The 18,272-nt window shown below is 69.3% G+C and carries 14 protein-coding genes and 1 pseudogene; 8 read left to right on the plus strand and 7 right to left on the minus strand.

Features of this window, described 5'->3' with window-relative positions; translation table 11 throughout:
* Positions 1-13: 13 nt before the first annotated feature.
* Together LX14_RS20955 and clpB are read left to right on the plus strand one after the other, a co-directional pair.
* Positions 14-1,213, plus strand: coding sequence for a TerD family protein (locus tag LX14_RS20955; protein ID WP_308214088.1), 1,200 nt, complete (start codon positions 14-16; stop codon positions 1,211-1,213).
* Between the two features lie 158 nt (positions 1,214-1,371).
* Positions 1,372-3,936 (plus strand): ATP-dependent chaperone ClpB, encoded by a 2,565-nt coding sequence (clpB, locus tag LX14_RS09820; protein WP_253647028.1) that lies wholly within the window; start codon positions 1,372-1,374, stop codon positions 3,934-3,936.
* A gap of 96 nt (positions 3,937-4,032) precedes the next feature.
* On the opposite strand, the gene LX14_RS09825 is transcribed toward clpB, so the two are convergent.
* Entirely contained in the window at positions 4,033-5,562 is a 1,530-nt protein-coding gene (locus tag LX14_RS09825) for an MFS transporter (protein ID WP_253647029.1), read from the minus strand.
* 145 nt (positions 5,563-5,707) lie between these two features.
* Between LX14_RS09825 and LX14_RS09830 the strand changes: the two genes are divergently transcribed.
* Together LX14_RS09830 and LX14_RS09835 are read left to right on the plus strand one after the other, a co-directional pair.
* The gene (locus LX14_RS09830; protein ID WP_253647030.1) at positions 5,708-6,355 is read left to right on the plus strand and encodes a TetR/AcrR family transcriptional regulator; all 648 of its coding nucleotides are present in this window, start codon (positions 5,708-5,710) and stop codon (positions 6,353-6,355) included.
* 38 nt (positions 6,356-6,393) lie between these two features.
* Positions 6,394-7,197 (plus strand): M15 family metallopeptidase, encoded by an 804-nt coding sequence (locus LX14_RS09835; protein WP_253647031.1) that lies wholly within the window; start codon positions 6,394-6,396, stop codon positions 7,195-7,197.
* Positions 7,198-7,216: 19 nt separating this feature from the next.
* On the opposite strand, the gene LX14_RS09840 is transcribed toward LX14_RS09835, so the two are convergent.
* Positions 7,217-7,897 carry an SDR family NAD(P)-dependent oxidoreductase gene (locus tag LX14_RS09840; protein ID WP_253647032.1) on the minus strand — a complete coding sequence of 227 codons (681 nt, stop codon included), beginning with the start codon at positions 7,895-7,897 and terminating at the stop codon, positions 7,217-7,219.
* Between the two features lie 120 nt (positions 7,898-8,017).
* Here LX14_RS09840 and budC point away from each other — a divergent pair, with 120 nt between their 5' ends.
* Complete coding sequence (budC, locus tag LX14_RS09845) at positions 8,018-8,800, plus strand: meso-2,3-butanediol dehydrogenase (RefSeq protein WP_253647033.1); 783 nt, start codon at positions 8,018-8,020, stop codon at positions 8,798-8,800.
* Here the strand turns inward: budC and LX14_RS09850 are convergent.
* From LX14_RS09850 to LX14_RS09860, 3 genes and pseudogenes are all read right to left on the minus strand, one after another.
* A complete protein-coding gene (locus LX14_RS09850; RefSeq protein ID WP_253647034.1) occupies positions 8,782-9,402 on the minus strand; it encodes a DUF998 domain-containing protein in 621 nt (206 codons plus the stop codon). The genes budC and LX14_RS09850 overlap by 19 nt on opposite strands.
* Positions 9,399-11,023: pseudogene (locus LX14_RS09855) on the minus strand (dihydroxyacetone kinase family protein). Before LX14_RS09855 ends, LX14_RS09850 begins: the two are co-directional and overlap by 4 nt.
* A 25-nt stretch (positions 11,024-11,048) precedes the next feature.
* Entirely contained in the window at positions 11,049-12,446 is a 1,398-nt protein-coding gene (locus LX14_RS09860; RefSeq protein ID WP_253647035.1) for an amino acid permease, read from the minus strand.
* 74 nt (positions 12,447-12,520) lie between these two features.
* Between LX14_RS09860 and LX14_RS09865 the strand changes: the two genes are divergently transcribed.
* Positions 12,521-13,414, plus strand: coding sequence for an SCO6745 family protein (locus LX14_RS09865; RefSeq protein ID WP_253647036.1), 894 nt, complete (start codon positions 12,521-12,523; stop codon positions 13,412-13,414).
* Positions 13,415-13,537: 123 nt separating this feature from the next.
* Here LX14_RS09865 and LX14_RS09870 read toward each other — a convergent pair whose 3' ends face one another.
* Both LX14_RS09870 and LX14_RS09875 read right to left on the minus strand, forming a co-directional pair.
* Positions 13,538-14,368, minus strand: a complete 831-nt coding sequence (locus LX14_RS09870) for a MerR family transcriptional regulator (RefSeq protein ID WP_253647037.1) — start codon at positions 14,366-14,368, stop codon at positions 13,538-13,540.
* 52 nt (positions 14,369-14,420) lie between these two features.
* On the minus strand, positions 14,421-15,863 hold the full coding sequence (locus LX14_RS09875; RefSeq protein ID WP_253647038.1) for an amidase: 1,443 nt from the start codon (positions 15,861-15,863) through the stop codon (positions 14,421-14,423).
* Between the two features lie 170 nt (positions 15,864-16,033).
* Between LX14_RS09875 and LX14_RS09880 the strand changes: the two genes are divergently transcribed.
* Both LX14_RS09880 and LX14_RS09885 read left to right on the plus strand, forming a co-directional pair.
* Entirely contained in the window at positions 16,034-16,747 is a 714-nt protein-coding gene (locus LX14_RS09880; RefSeq protein WP_253647039.1) for a GntR family transcriptional regulator, read from the plus strand.
* 118 nt (positions 16,748-16,865) lie between these two features.
* Positions 16,866-18,248, plus strand: coding sequence for an MFS transporter (locus LX14_RS09885; protein ID WP_253647040.1), 1,383 nt, complete (start codon positions 16,866-16,868; stop codon positions 18,246-18,248).
* Positions 18,249-18,272 lie beyond the last annotated feature (24 nt).

Below are 18,272 nucleotides of genomic sequence, written 5' to 3' on the forward strand. Positions count from 1 at the left end.
TACGGTCGGGGCCATGAGCACCCTGCGCCGCGGCGAGAACGCCCCACTCACCGAGCGGCGCTTCACCGCGTCGGTCACCGGCCCGTCCGCGGGGAGTTGCGACCTCATGGTGTTCCAGGTGACCGAGGCGGGACGGGTCCGCTCCGACGACGACTTCGTGTTCTTCAACAACCCGGTCGCGCCGGGTGGTGCCGTCCGGCTCACCGGAGCGGACGGCGTCGACGTCGATCTCGGTTCCGTGCCGCCGGACGTCCACACCCTGCGGCTCGCCGTCGTCCTCGACGACGCGGCGCGGGGCACGCTGGCCGACGTGCGCGGGCTCGCGGTGACCATCGGTGACGTGGCGATGCCGGCGACGGGACTCACCACGGAGCGGGCAGCTGTCCTCGCCGAGATCTATCGGCGCGGCGACGCGTGGAAAGTCCGCAACGTGTCGGCGGGGTGGGACGCCGGCTTCACCGCGTTGGTGACCGAACACGGTGTCTCCGTCGACGACGCGCCCGCACCGACGACCGCTCCGCAGTCGCCATCGCCGCCCGCCGCACCGAACCCGCCGCCCGCCGCACCGACCGCGCCGCCCGCTGCCGCACCGACCCCGCCGGTGAACCTCGGCAAGATCACGCTGACGAAGTCGGCGCCCACCATCTCGCTGGCGAAGGTGCGGGACAAGCCGAGCGGCACCATGCGCGTGAACCTCAACTGGAGTCGCGGCGCAGGAGCCGGTGGCGGTGTGTTCCGCAAGCGGTCGTCGGGCATCGATCTCGACCTCGGGTGTCTCTACGAACTCTCCGACGGCAGCAAGGGCGTGGTGCAGGCGCTCGGCAACACCTTCGGCAGCCTGACCGCGCCGCCGTGGATCCTGCTCGACGGGGACGACCGGAGCGGGACCGTGTCGGACGGTGAGAACCTCCTCATCGACCTCGCCCACCTCGGCGACTTCCGCCGCATCCTGGTGTTCGCGTTCATCTACGAGGGCACACCGAACTGGTCGGCCGCCGACGGCGTGGTGACCCTGTTCCCGCCGGGTGGGACCGAGGTCGAGGTCCGCCTCGACAGCGCGGACACCAGCGCGATCACCTGTGCGATCGCGCTGCTGGAGGTCCGCGACGGCGAACTCAGCGTGACGCGCGAGGTCCGCTACATCAACGGGGGCCAACGCCTGCTCGACGAGGCATACGGGTGGGGCATGAAGTGGTCGCGCGGCTCGAAGTGAGCTGACCGTCTGCGGAGGGGCTGGTTGCGCGGTCGGTGGGAAATGCTCATACTTGAGCGGAACAGACTCAAGAGATGATGCGTTGAGTCTCGTGACGGGCCGATCTCGGCCCGACGGACCACAGACTTGCACTACCCTCACTCAAGAAAGGTGAGCCCATGTCCCACCCGAACGCCGGCGGGTTCAACCCGACCACCAAGACGCAGGCCGCGCTGTCTGCCGCGGTGCAGTCGGCGACCGCGGCCGGCAACCCGGACGTGCGCCCCGCGCACGTCCTCGTCGAACTCCTCCAACAGCCCGACGGCATCGCGTCGCCGCTGCTCAAGGCGGTCGGCGTCGACCCGCAGGCGGTGCTGACCCAGGCGCAGGCGATGGTGAAGCGGATGCCGTCGGCATCCGGTGGCACCGCGGCGCCGCAGTTGACGCGCGAGACGATCTCCGCCATCACCGCCGCCCAGCAACTGGCCGGTGAACTCGACGACGAGTACGTCTCGACCGAACATCTCGTCGTCGGCCTCGCCACCGGCGATTCCGAGGTCGCGAAACTCCTGCACGACGTCGGCGCGACACCGCAGGCCCTGCGGGAGGCGTTCGTCGCCGTCCGCGGCAGCGCCCGCGTCACCTCGCCCGACCCCGAGTCGACCTACCAGGCGCTGGAGAAGTACTCCACGGACCTCACCGCCCAGGCCCGCGACGGCAAGCTCGATCCCGTCATCGGACGTGACACCGAGATCCGCCGTGTGGTGCAGGTCCTGAGCCGTCGGACGAAGAACAACCCCGTCCTGATCGGTGAGCCCGGCGTCGGCAAGACCGCCATCGTCGAGGGCCTCGCCCAGCGGATCATCGCCGGCGACGTCCCGGAGTCGTTGCGCGGCAAGACGGTCGTCAGCCTCGACCTGTCGTCGATGGTGGCCGGCGCCAAGTACCGCGGCGAGTTCGAGGAGCGGCTGAAGGCCGTCCTCGAGGACATCAAGAACTCGGCGGGACAGGTCATCACCTTCATCGACGAGCTGCACACCATCGTCGGCGCCGGCGCCACCGGCGACTCGGCGATGGACGCCGGCAACATGATCAAGCCGATGCTCGCCCGCGGCGAGCTGCGGCTGGTCGGCGCGACGACGCTCGAGGAGTACCGGCAGTACATCGAGAAGGACGCCGCGCTCGAACGTCGGTTCCAACAGGTCTACGTGGGCGAGCCGTCGGTGGAGGACACCGTCGGGATCCTGCGTGGGCTCAAGGACCGGTACGAGGTGCACCACGGTGTGCGCATCACCGACTCCGCCCTCGTCGCCGCCGCGTCGCTGTCGGACCGGTACATCACCTCGCGCTTCCTGCCGGACAAGGCCATCGACCTCGTCGACGAGGCCGCGTCCCGGCTGCGCATGGAGATCGACTCGCGTCCCGTCGAGATCGACGAGGTGGAGCGCATCGTGCGCCGCCTCGAGATCGAGGAGGTCGCGCTCGAGTCCGAGACCGACGAGGCGTCCAAGCTCCGGCTCGACAAGCTGCGCGGTGAGCTCGCCGACCACAAGGAGAAGCTGGCCGAGCTGACCGCTCGGTGGCAGGGCGAGAAGCAGGCCATCGACTCGGTCCGTGATCTCAAGGAGCAGCTCGAGACGCTGCGCGGTGAGTCGGACCGCGCCGAGCGCGACGGTGACCTCGGCCGGGCGGCGGAACTGCGCTACGGCCAGATCCCCGCTCTGGAGAAGCAACTCGAGGCCGCCGCGGACAAGGGCGCCATCGTGAACGAGGACGTCATGCTCAAGGAGGAGGTCGGCCCCGACGACGTCGCCGAGGTCGTCTCCGCGTGGACCGGTGTCCCCGCCGGCCGGATGCTGGAGGGGGAGACCGCCAAGCTGCTGCGCATGGAGGACGAGCTGGGCCATCGCGTGATCGGCCAGAAGAAGGCCGTGGCCGCGGTGTCCGACGCGGTGCGCCGCGCCCGCGCGGGTGTCGCGGATCCGAACCGCCCGCTGGGTTCGTTCATGTTCCTCGGGCCGACGGGTGTCGGCAAGACCGAGCTGGCGAAGGCGTTGGCGGAGTTCCTCTTCGACGACGACCGCGCGATGGTCCGCATCGACATGAGTGAGTACGGCGAGAAGCACAGCGTCGCACGGCTCGTCGGTGCACCTCCCGGCTACGTCGGCTACGAGTCCGGCGGTCAGCTGACCGAGGCCGTCCGTCGTCGCCCGTACACGGTGGTCCTCTTCGACGAGATCGAGAAGGCCCACCCGGATGTGTTCGACGTGCTGCTGCAGGTGCTCGACGAGGGCCGTCTCACCGACGGTCAGGGACGGACGGTGGACTTCCGCAACACCATCCTCATCCTGACGTCGAATCTCGGTGCCGGCGGCACGGAGGAGCAGGTGATGACGGCGGTGCGCTCGGCGTTCAAGCCCGAGTTCATCAACCGCCTCGACGACGTCCTCATCTTCGACGGGCTCAACCCGGAGGAGCTGACACGGATCGTCGACATCCAGCTCGGGCAGCTCAAGACGCGGCTCGCGCAGCGCCGGCTCGACCTCGAGGTGAGCGACAACGCCAAGAGGTGGCTCGCCGCGCGGGGTTTCGACCCGCTCTACGGCGCCCGTCCGCTGCGTCGGCTCGTGCAGCAGGCCATCGGTGACCAGTTGGCCCGGCAGTTGCTCGCGGGCACCGTCACCGACGGTGACGTCGTGCCGGTGAACGTCAGCGCCGACGGCGAGAGTCTCGTCCTGGGCTGATCCGTCGCCGGCCTCGGCACCGCGAAGGGCCGCCTCGATGTCTCGAGGCGGCCCTTCGTCGTCACCGGACGTGGGGTTCGGCGACCGACCGGATGATCAGGCGACGAGCAGGGAATCCGGTGACTCGTCGGCGAGATCCTGCTTGCGCATCCGGATGAACACGAGCGCCACCACCAGCGCCGCAGCCATGAAGCCGGCCCCGGAGTAGAAGGCGACGTCGTAGCTGTAGATGTTCGCCGCCTTGAGCCCGTCCGGGGTGTTCAGGTTCGGACGGTCGGCGAAGACCTGCGCGACGATCGTGCTGAGCAGCGCCAGCCCGATCGAACCGCCGATCTGCTGCGTGGTGTTGACCAGTGCGCTGGCCACGCCGGAGTCGTCGGCGTCGACACGGTGCAGCGCGACGGTCTGCATCGAGACGAACACCAGTCCCATGCCCGCGGCGATCAGGATCATCGACGGCAGCACGTCGACCAACCAGGTCGAGTCCACGTCGAGCTGGGCGAGGTAGAGCAACCCGGCGGTCGCCGAGGTGGAACCGGCGACCAGCAGAGCCCGCGGACCGAACCTCGGCAGCAGCGAGCTGGCCAGGCCCGCACCGACCACGATGAAGATCGGGAAGGGCAGGAACAGCACACCGGTCCGCAGCGGGGTTTCGCCGAGGGTGTTCTGGAAGTAGTAACTCAGGAACAGGAACATCGCGAACATGGGGACCGGCACGATGAACGAGATGAGGAACGCGCCACCACGGTTGATCTCACCCGGGATGCGCAGCGGCAGCAGCGGGTTCGCCACACGCATCTCGATCGCCACGAACGCGGCGAGGAGCACGACGCCGGCGATCAGCAGCGACACCGTCGACGCTGCGCCCCAACCGGATTCGGCCGCCTTCGTGAAACCGTAGACCAAGCTGACCAGTGCGGTGGTCACGGTGATCGCGCCGGGCAGGTCGTACCCACCCGTGCGGGCGCTGGGCTTGTCCTTGATGACGAGGATCAGACCGCCGATGGCGGCGACCAACGCGATCGGCGTGTTGATGAGCAGGGTCCACCGCCACGAGAAGTACTCGGTCAGGGCGCCACCGGCGATGAGACCGATCGCGGCACCGCCGCCGGAGACACCGGCGTACACGGCGAGTGCGCGCGCTCGGTCCTTCTGCTCGGTGAACGTGACGGTGATCAGCGACAGGGCAGCGGGGGCGAGCATGGCGGCGAAGACGCCCTGCAGTGCGCGCCCGGCGAAGAACGATGCCCCGTTCCACGCGAGACCCGCTGCGGCGGAGGACAAGGCGAAACCGGCGAGGCCGATGAGGAACATCTTGCGTCGACCGAGGTAGTCGGCCATGCGACCGCCGAGGAGCAGCAGGCCACCGAACAGCAGGGTGTAGGCCGTCAGCGCCCACTGACGGTTGGCGTCGGTGATCTGGAGATCGGTCTGGGCGAAGGGGAGGGCGATGGTGATGATCGTCGCGTCGAGCACGACCATCAGCTGCGCGAGGGCGATGATGCCCAGGGCCCACCACTTGCGATTGCTCGCCCGCTCGGAGGGCGGGGTGTCCGCCGACCGGGTGTCGGCGAGCGCTGTGACGGTGAGTGTGTCGTCGAGTTCTGGGGGATTGGTGGTTGCCACGATTCCTCGAATCTGGGGAGGGAGTGCCAGGCGGCGCCCGGCAATAGTGGCAGCGTCAGACACTTGGCGTCAAGCGCCAGAAGTCGGCGAGTGACATATGGCAGTTTTCGGCGCTTGTCGGGCTACGACGAGTACGATGGCGCTCGTGACAGTGGCGGACACCGAGAATCCGCAGGCCAGAGCCGGTCTGCGCGAGCGCAAGAAGGTGCAGACGCGGGCTCGGTTGATCGACGTCGCGCTCGAGCTGTGCGACTCGCAGGGGTTCGACGCGACCACGGTCGAGCAGATCTCCGACGCCGCCGACATCTCGCCGCGCACGTTCAACCGCTATTTCGCGACCAAAGAGGACGTCATCCTCGCCCCCATCGACGACATGGTGGCCGCGGTCGCGGCCGCGATGGACGTCCAACCGCGCACCGGCAACGAGTTCCAGGCCCTGCTCGACGCGCATCTGTCGGTCCTGTGCGGCGGGTGTCCCGACATCTCGAGCCACGACCTCGACCGCTTCGAGGTGATGAACCGCATCGCGCAGTCGTCACCGTCGGTGAGCGGTCGCAGTGCCGAGCTGGGCGAGACCAAGTTCCGCCGCCTCAGCGAGAAGATCGCCGAGCGCACCGGCGCCGACAGCGAGGACATGCAGGTGCGCGTCATCGCCACCGTGTGGTTGTCGCTCATGCACCTGGCCATGGACAAGTTGTGTGGCCCGGGGTCACAGTTCGGCAGCCAGGCCGCGCGCGCCGATGCGCTGCGATCGACCTACGACGCGTTCCGCGTCGCGGTCAAGGATCTCTGACCCTCGACGTCGTCGGTGGGGTGCGATAATCCCCAGGCATGACCACCAGACTGTCCGGTATCTGCGCCGCAGTTCTCGTCGTGCTCGCGCTGGCGGTCCCGACCGCCTCGGCAGCGCCCGCCCGGCCTGCTCCGGACCCGAGAGCTCCCGGTGACTTCGTCGCGCTGAGCGACGTGGATCCGACGATCCTGCAGGACATCCGATACGTCACCCCGCACAACTTCACCGGCGATCCCGTCGACGGCTACCGCGCGCCCATGTGCATCCTCACCCGGCAGGCCGCCGACGGGCTGCACCGGGCGCAGCTGCAGTTCCTCCTGCAGGGCTACTCGCTCAAGGTCTACGACTGCTATCGCCCGCAGCGTGCGGTGAACGACTTCGTCGCGTGGGCGACGAGGCTCGACGACCAGCGGATGAAGGCCGAGTTCTACACCGGCGTGGACAAGGCGAACCTGTTCCGTGACGGGTACATCGCCGAGCAGTCCGGACACAGCCGCGGCAGCACGATGGACCTCACCCTCGTCCGTCTGCCGGCCAGGCAGACCCGGCCTTATGTCCGCGGACAACGACTCGTCGACTGCACCGCGCCGCAGGCGCAACGGTTCCCGGACAACTCGATCGACATGGGCACCGGTTTCGACTGCTTCAACACCCTGGCGTGGCCGCTCGATCCGCGCGTCCAGGGACAGCAGTTGCGCAACCGCGTGATGCTGCTGAACGGTCTGGTGCAGCAGGGGTTCGTGCCCTACTCCTTCGAGTGGTGGCACTTCACCTACAAGCCGGAACCGTTCCCGGACACCTACTTCGACTTCCCCGTCGCGCGGTCGTCGCTGCGCCGGTAGCGGCGGTAGCCGCCCGGAATCAGCTGAACTCGCTGCTCGCGAGGTCCTTGTCGTCGCCGAGGAGAGCGTCGACGATGCGGTTCGCGACGGCGTCGGGATCGGCGCCGGACGGCATCTTCGGCGGATCGCCGGCGATGGCACGGTCGACGAGACCGGTCTCGGTGTGGGGTGGGCGGATGTCGAGAACGCGCACCTTGCTCTTGCGCGCCTCTTTCGCGACCGCCGAGAACAGTGCCGCCGACGCGGCCTTCACCGCGGAGTAGGTGGCCATGAAGGCGACCGGCTGTTCGGCCAGCACCGCGCTGATGCCGGCGATCACGCCGCCCTGCTCGACGACGGGCAGTGCCGCGCGCGTGATGCGCAACGGGCCGAGGAAGTCGATGAGCACCAGGTCGTCGACGGTGTCGTCGTCGATGTCGGCGAGAGGACCGAACGCCGCGACACCCGCGGCGATGACGACCCCGTCGATGCGTCCGTGGTGGTCGCGCGCGGCGTCGATGATCTTCTGCCCGGCGTCGGGCTGACGGAGATCTGCGGCGACGGTGTGTGCGCCGTCGATGTCGAGTCTCCCCACCGACTCCTCCGACGACCCGGTCACCGTCAGGGCCGCGCCCTTCTCGGCGAGTCCCTTCGCGATCCGCGACCCGAGTTCGCCGGTCGCACCGACGACGACGAACACCTTGTCCTGTGCATCAGCCATGTCCCCATGGTGCCCGCTGAGGCCGGGTCCGAACCGCGCGGCGGAGATCGAACAACGATCGTGACCGCTCAGCCGGCGCCGTGACCACACTGTTACCCCGTTCGAGGGCACTCTGGGGGCATGAACACCGCGAACACCTATGCAGTCAAAGAGAAGATCGTCGTCGTCACCGGCGCGGGGTCCGGCATCGGGCGGGCGATCGCCCGGGCCTTCCTGGCCAACGGCGCGACGGTCGTCGTCACGGGCCGTCGCCGCGAGCCGTTGGAGGAGACCGTGGCCGGTGCCGACGAGCAGCGGACGCTGGTGGTGCCCGGCGACGTGTCCGTCCGCCAGGACGTCGAGGCACTCGTCGCCGCGACCCGCGAGAAGTTCGGCCGCATCGACATCGTCGTCTCCAACGCCGGAGTGCACGACGGTGGCGGCGACATCACCGACCTGTCGGACGACGACTGGGCGCTGATGCGCGGGGTCAACATCGACGGCTTCCTGCACATCGCGCAGGCGACGCTGCCCGAACTGGTCGCGACCGGCGGCAACCTCGTCGCGGTCTCGTCGGTGTCAGGGATCGCCGGGGACTGGGGGCAGGCGGCCTACAACGCCTCCAAGCACGCCATGACCGGCTTCGTCCGTTCCCTCGCACTGGATTACGGCGACCGAGGGGTCCGGGTCAACGCCGTCCTCCCGGCGTTCACCCTCACCGACATGACGTCGGGGATGGCCGACGACGAGAAGGCGTTGGCGCCGTTCGTCAATCGCATCGCGCTCGGGCGACCTGGTGAACCCGACGACATCGCGCCGGCGGTGCTCTTCCTCGCCTCCGACGACGCCCGCTACGTCACCGGTGCCCTCCTCGCCGTCGACGGAGGGACGAGTGCGTCCACGGGTCAGCCCCACACCGAGTGAGGTGACCGGCGCGCCCGGGTGACGAGCAGGAGGCCGACCGCCACATCCCACGCGATGATCGGGTAGACGGCCCCGCGTTCGACCGCGCCCTCGACTCCGGTGTCCGCGCCGGCGACGGCCAGCAGCGTGACGAAAGCGGCGACACCGATCGCGCCCGCGACCCGACTCACGATGCAGAACCAACGCGGGACGCCCAGGGTGCCGAGCATGCCGCCGGCCACGATCATCGCGGCGTTGCCGCCGACGATCGCGAGGAGCGCACCGAACCCGTGCAGCGGCGACGCGCCGGCGTGGAACAGCCCGACGAGCACGTTGCCGATGCCGTTGGCCAGTGCCAGCCCGGTGATCACGGTGCGGCGCCGACGCGAGACACCGGTCGTACGTGCGAGCGTCACGCCCGCTGTCGCGAAGAGGATCCCGTGCAGGACGAACGCGCCCGCGTTCATCAGCGCCGCCGACGGGGACGCACTCGGGACCCCGAGCGCGCTGATGTAGTCGCGTGCGTAGCTGTAGTCGGGATACTGCTGCGCTGCAACGGTTTCGCACAGGACGTAGGCCACACCGGCGAGCAACCACGCCCACCCGGCGGCGCGTGTCGTCACGCCGCGTGGTCGGCGGCCGCGGCGAAGAACCACGCCACCACCAGCGCACCGGGGTCGACGACTCCGCGGGCGCGGTCGCCGACGTAGCTGGCGCGGCCCCGCGACGCGACGAGCTCCCGGGTCGACTCGGCGCCGTCCGCCGCGGCCGTGGCCACATCGGTGAGTGACGCCTCTGCGCCGAGGGCGTCGACCGCAGGCGAGAGCGCGTCGACGAGGGTGTCGTCACCGACCCGGGCGCCGCCGAGATCCTGGATGCGTCGCAGGGCCTCCGCGGTCCCGGCGCGCAGTGCCGCCGCCCGGTCGTCGGTCTCGCCGAAGGCCCGGGCGAGTTCGGCGAAGAACACCCCGAAGAGCGCGCCGGAGGTACCTCCGGCCCGGACGAGGAACGACGTGCTGATCGCGGTCAGCACCTCGGCGTCCCGGCCGCGCAAGGGGAGCGGGAAATGACGCAGTGCCGCAGCCATGTTCGTGCCGAAGTCGCCGTCACCGGCCTGCCTGTCGAGGTCGGTCAGGTCGTCGACGGACTCCTGCACCCGTCCCACGAACGCGGTCAACCAGGGCGATTCGTCACCGGAGTCCGCGGCGTCGTCGGGGTCGGCGAAGTGCACGTCGACCGGTCGGGCACCGCCGGTGGAGGTCACCGAGGGCCACCCCGGTGCCCCGGTGGGGGCGTCGAACAGTTCGACGATCTCGTCGTCGCAGCGCACCACGGTGATGGAGAACCCGGCCATGTCGAGTGCGGTGACGAGCGAGGCGACGAGGATGCGGCGCACCGCGAACCCGCGGTCGGTGACCTGCCGGACCACCTGGTCGGCGACGACGTTCAGCTCCAGCGGATGTGCGGACCCGAGTCCGTTGACGAGGGCCAGCAGGTCCTCACCGTCGTCGGGCCGCGACGACGCCAGGATCCGCTCGAGCATCCCGTGGACGAGTTCGTCGGCGGGCTGCTGCGGGATCCGGTCGACGCCGGCCTCGCCGTGGATGCCCACGCCGAACTCCATCTCGCCGACCGGCAGGTCGAAGCTGGGCTGTCGGGCGCCGGGGACGGTGCACGGGGCGAACGCCACGGAGAAGCTGCGTGCCGCCGCAGCCACGCGGCGACCGATGTCGGCCACCGCGGCCAGGTCGTCACCCCGCGCCGCCGCTGCGCCGCAGACCTTCTCGACGATGACGGTCGCTCCGGTACCGCGCCGCCCGGGACGCCGTCGTCGTCGCCGGGATCGGTGGCCACGTCGTCGTCGACGAGGACATGCTCGGTCTCGACCTCGTCGCGCACCATCGTCCGCGCGACACGGAAGTTCATGACGTCGCCGGTGTAGTTCTTCACGATGTGCAGGACGCCGGCGCCGCGGTCGGCCCGACGGGTGGCCGCGGCGACCTGCAGTGCGTTGGGCGAGGTGAACACCAGACCCGGGCACGCGGCGTCGAGCATCCCGGCGCCGACGAGGCCGGAATGCATCGGCTCATGCCCCGACCCACCGCCGGACACCAGCGCGACGCCGTCGTCGGTGCGATCGGTGCGATACAGGAATCCCGGGTCGGGTTCCCAGGCGAGGTGGTCGTTGGTGGCGACCAGTCCGGCGATCGCGTCGGTGAGGAAGCGATCGGGATCGACGGCGATCCAGGTGTGCGGCGGACGGGTGCCGTCAGACACGCGAGTCCTTCCTCGCCTCGACGGGCGGATCCGTGGCGGTCCGCTGCCGCCAGACACCCAGGGCGACGATCACCACCGCAGAGATCACAGAGAAGCCGATCGCCTGCTGCTGGCTCGCGTCGAAGGCCATGAGGATGAGGACGGCGACGATGAACACGATGACCGTCGAGGTCAGGTAGGGGAACAGCCACATGCGCACCGGCGGCCGCTCGCCCGTCGCACGCAGCGTCCGCCCGAGGACCAGCTGGCTGCACGCGATGGCCAGGTAGACGAACAGGGCGATGGCACCGCTGGTCGCGAGGAGGTACGCGAAGATCTTGTCGGGCAGGACGTAGTTGCCGACCACGGCGAGGAACCCCACCACCATCGACAACAGGACCGCCACCCACGGCACGCCCCGACTCGTCAGCGACCGCACCGCGCGGGGTGCGTCGCCACGATCGCCGAGTGAGAACAGCATCCGCGAGGCGGTGTACAGCGCGGAGTTCAGGCACGACGCGACGGCGGTGAGGATGACGACGTCCATGATCCGGCCGGAGTGGGGGATCCCGATCGCCTCGAGCACCGACTGATACGACCCGTCCTCGAGACGGTTGTAGGGCAGCAGTGCGACGACCACGAAGATCGAGCCGATGTAGAAGATCGAGATCCGCCAGATCACCGAGTTCACCGCTCGGGTGATCCCGGCCTTCGGATCCGGCGACTCCGCGGCCGCGATGGTGACGATCTCGGTGCCCATGAACGAGAACATGGTGACCAGCAGACCGGTGATGACGGCGCCGAAACCGTTGGGCATGAACCCGTCCGGCTCCCACAGGCCCTTCACGCCGCTGACCTCCGAGCCGGGGAACACACCCAGGATCGCCAGGACGCCGATGACGATGAACGCGACGATCGACACCACCTTGACGAGCGCGAACCAGAACTCGAACTCGCCGTAGTTGCCGACACTGACCAGGTTCGTCACCGTCAGCAGGACGGTGACCGTCAACGCCCACACCCACTGGGGACCGCCGACGAGGTCGGCCAGGATCGACGCGGCCGCCGTCGCCTCGACGGGGATCACGAGGACCCAGAACCACCAGTAGAGCCAGCCGACGGAGAACCCGGCCCACCGTCCCAGCGCGCGCGTCGAGTACACCGAGAACGACCCGGTGTCGGGGTTGGCGGTGGCCATCTCGCCGAGCATCCGCATCACCAGGATGACCAGCGACCCGGCGAGCAGGTACGAGATGAGAACGGCGGGGCCGGCCTTCTCGATCGCGTTCGCGGATCCGACGAACAGGCCCGCGCCGATGACACCGGCGATCGAGATCATGGTGATGTGGCGGGGTTTGAGGCCGGCGCCGAGGGATGTGCCGGCGGTCTCCGTGTCCGGGGCGGTGCTCATCCGACCGATCCTCGCGCATCCGTGGCGAGTGCGGGGCGCGAGCGGGCAAGACGGTGCGAACTAGTGTCGTCCGCATGACGCCGACGAGGTACGACGACGCGCAGCGCGGACGTGCGCGGACCGCCTACGAGACACTCGAGCCGCTCAACGTGCTCGCGTACTTCCACCCCGGGATCGGCAAGGCACAGTCGGACACCGGACTCGACCCCTACGCCTGGTACGTCGGGGCGCGGGGTGCACCGCTCGGTGACTGCGTCGGCTCGGTCGTCTCGGCCGCGTTCTTCAACTTCAACCCGGCCATCGTCGAGCCAGGGTGGGCGGCCGCGAGGAAGGTCGGGCTCGACATCGTGCACGCGCGACGCGAGCAGATGCTCACCGAGGCGCTCGACGAGATCTGGGGCGACCGCGCGTCGTCGGAGGAGACCGCCCGTCTCGCCGACCGGCTCCTCGCCATCGGCGCGGCCGCGCCCATGGCCGGTCGGACGCTCGCCTCGGCGTGGGCGGAGTGCCCTGCACCCGAGCATCCCGGTCTCCGGCTCTGGCATGCGGTGTCGGTGCTGCGGGAATGGCGCGGCGACGGACATGTCGCTGCGCTGACGGCCGCCGGGTTCGACCGCGTCGAAGCCGTCGTGTTCCACGAGGCCAGTCATCCCGATCCCGCCGTCCGCAAGCGTGGGCTCGGCAAGAAGATCTCGCAGCTCACCCGCGGCTGGTCCGACGACGACTGGTCGCAGGCCCGCGCGGCGCTCATCGCACGCGGCCTCGTCGCCGACACCGATCCCGCCGAGCGCGACGCGTTGAGCGACGAGGGTGGGCGCGTCTACGACGAGCTGGAGCTCGTCACCGACGACGCAGCCGCAGCCGCCTGGGTGGGCGTCGACGATTTCGACGACCTGATGGGCCGGGTCCGCCCGTACATCAAGTCGATCATCGACGCCGGTGTGCTCCCGGGGACGAAGAAGAAGTAGCCCGTCTCCCGGCGACGACGTTCGAAACGTCCGCTCCACGCGAGCAGGGGGCAATGCTCCCTCTGCTCACGCCGAGCGGACGTTTCAGACGGTGGCACGACTGATCCCGTCGTGGCCTCGGCCTCAGCTGCGGGTGAACCCGACGAGGACCTCGGTGACCCAGTCCGCGGGGTCGTCGCCCATCTCGAGGTAGATCTCGCGGCCGCGGCCGTCGAGTGTCCATTCCTGCTCGGTCACCCACCGACGCAACAGCTGGTAGGTCTCGTCGACCGTGTCCATCCCACCGCGGTGGACGAGGGAGGCGAAGTCCCCGGCCGCGACGTCCACCACCTCGAGACCGGCGACGGCGTCGGGGTGTCCGACGAGCGCGTCGGTCGGGAAGCACGCGCACACACGCAATGCGTCCTCCGATGTGTCAGGCGCTGACTCGTAGTGCGCCACAGCGGGTCCGGCGGGCGGGTGGCCCGCAGCGATCAGGGCGTCGACGACCTGCGGGTAGAGGGTCTGGATCAGCGGCCCGATCTCGTCGGAGACCGCCGCGACGGCGACGGCCGTTCGTCCGAGGAGACGGACGGCGGGGAGGCTGACCGTGGTGGCGGTGACGGACATCGTGTTCTCCTGCTCGATGAGTCGGAGTCGCGCCTGCACCCGCGCGAGCCGGTGTTCGTCGGCCCGGATCGATTCGGCGAGCTCCGCCTGCCGCAGACGCAGCATGGCGCGGAGCTCGTCACCGGTGAGGTCGTCGTCGAGGACGCGGCGCACGGTGTCGAGCCCGAGACCGAGCTCCTTCAGCGCGACGATGCGGTTGAGACGACGGAGTTGGTCCAGGTCGTAGTGGCGGTAGCCGGTGTGCGGGTCGACGAACGCCGGGGCGAGCAGCCCGATGGCGTCGTAGTGCCGCAACATCCGCACCGACACCCGGCCGAGTGAGGCGAAATCTCCGATGGTGATCATGGCGCTCACGACGATCCGGTCTCACACCGTGTCAGGGTCAAGCCCCCGGGTGTCAGGCGTCCTGGATCCGGGTGAAGGGCCGATCGGCCTCGAGTTCATAGGCCAGGGCGAGAAGCGTCGCCTCGTCGCCGTGGTCGGCGGAGAGCTGGACGCCGAGCGGCATGCCGTCGGTCGACATCTCGACGGGCAGCGAGATCGCCGGACCGCCGGTCGCGTTGTTCAGCGGGGTGAACGCCACCCACGAGACGAGGCGGGGGAACAACACGTCGAAACCGTTCGCCGGCGAGAGGTGCCCGAGCGGGGGAGTGGTGTGCGCGACGGTGGGCGAGAGCATCACGTCGATGTCGCCGGCGAACGCGGCGCGGTACTTGCCCTCCGATGCCCGCAGCCGCCACAGCGCGGCGGGGGTGCGCAGGAAGTTGCGTTGGAATCGCTTCGACAGTCCCGTCGTGAGGGACTCGAGATCGGACGCCTCGAAGTCCGGGCTCATGACGCGCCGGCCGAACCTGGTCAGGGCGAAGCCCAACATCGACCAGTAGTGCACGAAGTCGTCCTTGAACGCGACGAGATCCTTCTCCGGCAGCGGGAGCCCGATGGGCACCAGGTCGTGACCGAGTGCGGCGAGGCGGTCGGCGGTCGCGGAGACCGCGGCCTGCGTCTCGCGGTCGACGGGGAGTTCGGCGATGGAGCGGTCGACGATCCCGATCCGCAGACGTCGCTGCGCCGGTCCCTCGACCAGACCGATGGGCGTCATCGAGCGCGCCGGACGGTAGCGCTCCACCTGGGCGGCGAACCGGGCCGTGTCGCGGACGGTGCGGGTCAGGGCGCCGTTGCTCACGAGGTTCACGGGCATCTGGGCGGCGTGGTCGTCGGGGAGTTCGCGACCGCGCGTGAACTTCAGGCCGACCAGCCCGCATGCCGCCGCGGGGATGCGGATCGATCCGCCGCCGTCGTTGGCGTGCGCGATGGGCACGACCCCCGACGCGACCAGCACCGCCGAGCCGCCCGACGACGCCCCGGCCGAGTACCCGGTGTTCCACGGGTTGGGTGTGGCGGGGCCGTCCTCGAACTCGGTGCTCGCGTTCAGCCCGAACTCCGGCATCCGTGACTTCCCCAGGCTGATCAGCCCGGTGGAGAGGAACTGGTCGGTGATGGGGGCGTTGCGTCGTGCGGGCCGTGCGTGCACAGCCCGCGACCCCTGGTTCGACGGGAGGCCCGCGACGTCGGTGTTGTCCTTCACGACGGTCGGCACGCCCGCGAAGACACCCTTGCCGGGACTGCGCGCGAACGACCGCGCCCGGTCGAAGTCGGCGAGTTCGATCCCGTGCAGGCGGTCGACGGCCGCGGCACGCGCGATGGCGGCCTCGACGACCTCGGTGGCCGAGACCTCCCCGGACGCGATCCGCGCCGCGACACCGGTCGCGTCGTCGTCGCCCAGGGCGTCGTCGGTGAAGGCGTGGACCCTGACGTCGGTGTCGGGGGAGGAGTCCGTCATCGGACGACCATATCCGGGGCGGACCGTGCCGATTCGGACATGTCTGGTTGGATTGTTGACAATCTACCGAGGGGGCCGCACCATCGGTGCACCCGAACGTTCTGCACATCATGGGGGTGCGCTCTGTCGTCCAACGAACATCGACCCGACGCGGGCCGTCGGTGACCGAGATGGCCGCCGGGTCGCGCCGACGCGTGTTGGCCCCGCTCGTCCAGGAGTCGACGCCGGCGATCATCGCGCGACAGCTCCGTGTCGCCATCGCCGACGGCGGCTTCCCGCCCGGGTCGCAGCTGACGGAGGCGGGTCTGGCCGCCGACCTCGGGGTGAGCCGCGGACCCCTGCGGGAGGCGATGCAGCGCCTCACCCAGGAGGGGTTGCTCGTCAGCCACCGCAACCGGGGCCTGTTCGTCATCTCCATGGACGACGACGACATCAACGACATGTACGTCGCGCGCACGGCGATCGAGCGCGCCGCACTCGCGCAGGTCGTCGCGCACCACGACGACGACGATCTCGCCGAGCTCCGGGCGGCGATCGACCACATGCAGTCGTTCGCGGACGACCCCAACGGACGCGAGATCGCCGACGCGGACATGGCTTTTCACGCCCAGCTCGTGGAATGCGCACGCAGTCCACGGTTGTCGCGGATCCACGAGACGATCCTCGTCGAGACACGGATGTGTCTAGGAGCCATGCGGGGGACATACGCCTCGGCACAGGCGCGCATCGATGAGCACACCGATCTGCTCAGGGCGGTCGAGGTCCGAGACGCCGAGGCCGCCGACCGCCTCATGATCGCCCACATGCGTGACGGGTTGATGCGCCTGCTGCCCGAGGAATCCACCGAGACCGCCCGGGCAGTACCCCCCGAACACCCCAGTTGACCTGCGGCCCTGTCGGAGAATGCCGCGCCGTACCGATGAAAGGGCTACGGTCGGACGGTCGGTCTGACGACCACGGGACACGACGCATGCGGTGCAACGACATGGCGGAGGAGCCACGATGACCACCAATCTGTCGAAGGGCGATGCGGTGCCGGCCCTGCCCGACCCGGAGTCCGTCGAGGGACGGAAGCTGTTGCGCAAGGCGATCGGCGCATCCGCGATGGGCAACGCGACCGAGTGGTACGACTACGGCGTCTACGCCGCGACGGCGACCTACCTGACGCAGGCGTTCTTCCCGGGCGACCTCGGCACGATCGGCACGATGCTCGGGTTCGCCGTCTCGTTCGCGCTGCGCCCGCTCGGCGGCATGGTCTGGGGCCCGATCGGCGACCGGATCGGCCGCAAAGCCGTTCTCGCCATGACCATCCTGCTCATCTCGATCGCGACCGCCCTCATCGGTGTCCTGCCGACCCACGCGGTCGCGGGCGTGTGGGCGCCGATCCTCCTCATCGTCCTGCGCGTCGTGCAGGGCTTCTCCACCGGTGGTGAATACGGCGGCGCCGCAACGTTCATGGCCGAGTACGCACCGGATGCCAAGCGCGGCAAGTACGGCTCGTTCCTGGAATTCGGCACGCTCGCCGGATTCGTCCTCGGTACCGCCTTCGTGCTCGTCCTGGAGCTTAACCTCACCGACGACCAGATGCAGACCTGGGGCTGGCGCATCCCGTTCTTCTTCGCCCTGCCCCTGGGTCTCGTGGGTCTGTACCTGCGCAGCCAGATGGAGGACACACCCGTCTTCCGTGAGCTGGCGCAGAAGGGCGAGATCGAGGGGACGGCGTGGAGCCGCTTCGTCGATCTGCTGCGTGACTACCGTCGTCCGATCATCATCATGTTCGGCATGGTGATCGCGCTCAATGTCGCGAACTACACCCTGCTCGCCTATCTCCCGACGTACCTCAAGAACACGATCGGACTCGAGGGCAACGACAGCACCGTCACGATGCTCATCGGCCAGCTCGTGATGATGGCGTTGATCCCGGTGGTGGGGCGTCTGTCGGACCGCACGGGCCGTAAACCCATGTGGTGGGGCTCGCTGGTCGGGCTCTTCGTCTTCGCGCTGCCCATGTTCTGGCTGATGGGTCAGGGATTCGTCTGGGCCATCATCGGGTTCGTCGTCCTGGGCATTCTCTACATCCCGCAGCTCGCGACCATCTCGGCGACGTTCCCCGCCATGTTCCCGACCCAGGTGCGGTACGCCGGGTTCGCCATCTCCTACAACGTGGCGACCGCCGCGTTCGGCGGTACGGCGCCCCTCGTCAACGACGCGGTGGTCGAGAACAACAGCGGGTGGGACCTGTTCCCGGCCGGCTACATGATGATCGCGTGTGCCATCGGCATGGTGTCGATGGTGTTCCTGCGCGAGACCGTCGGCTGCTCACTGCGCGGCACCGAGATCCCCGGCCAGGCGACCGAGGCAGAGAAGGCATTGGCCTCCAGCTGATCTGGGCGCGTCCGTCCGAGAACC

The organism is Williamsia deligens (assembly GCF_024171765.1).
Classification (GTDB): Bacteria; Actinomycetota; Actinomycetes; order Mycobacteriales; family Mycobacteriaceae; genus Williamsia_A; species Williamsia_A deligens.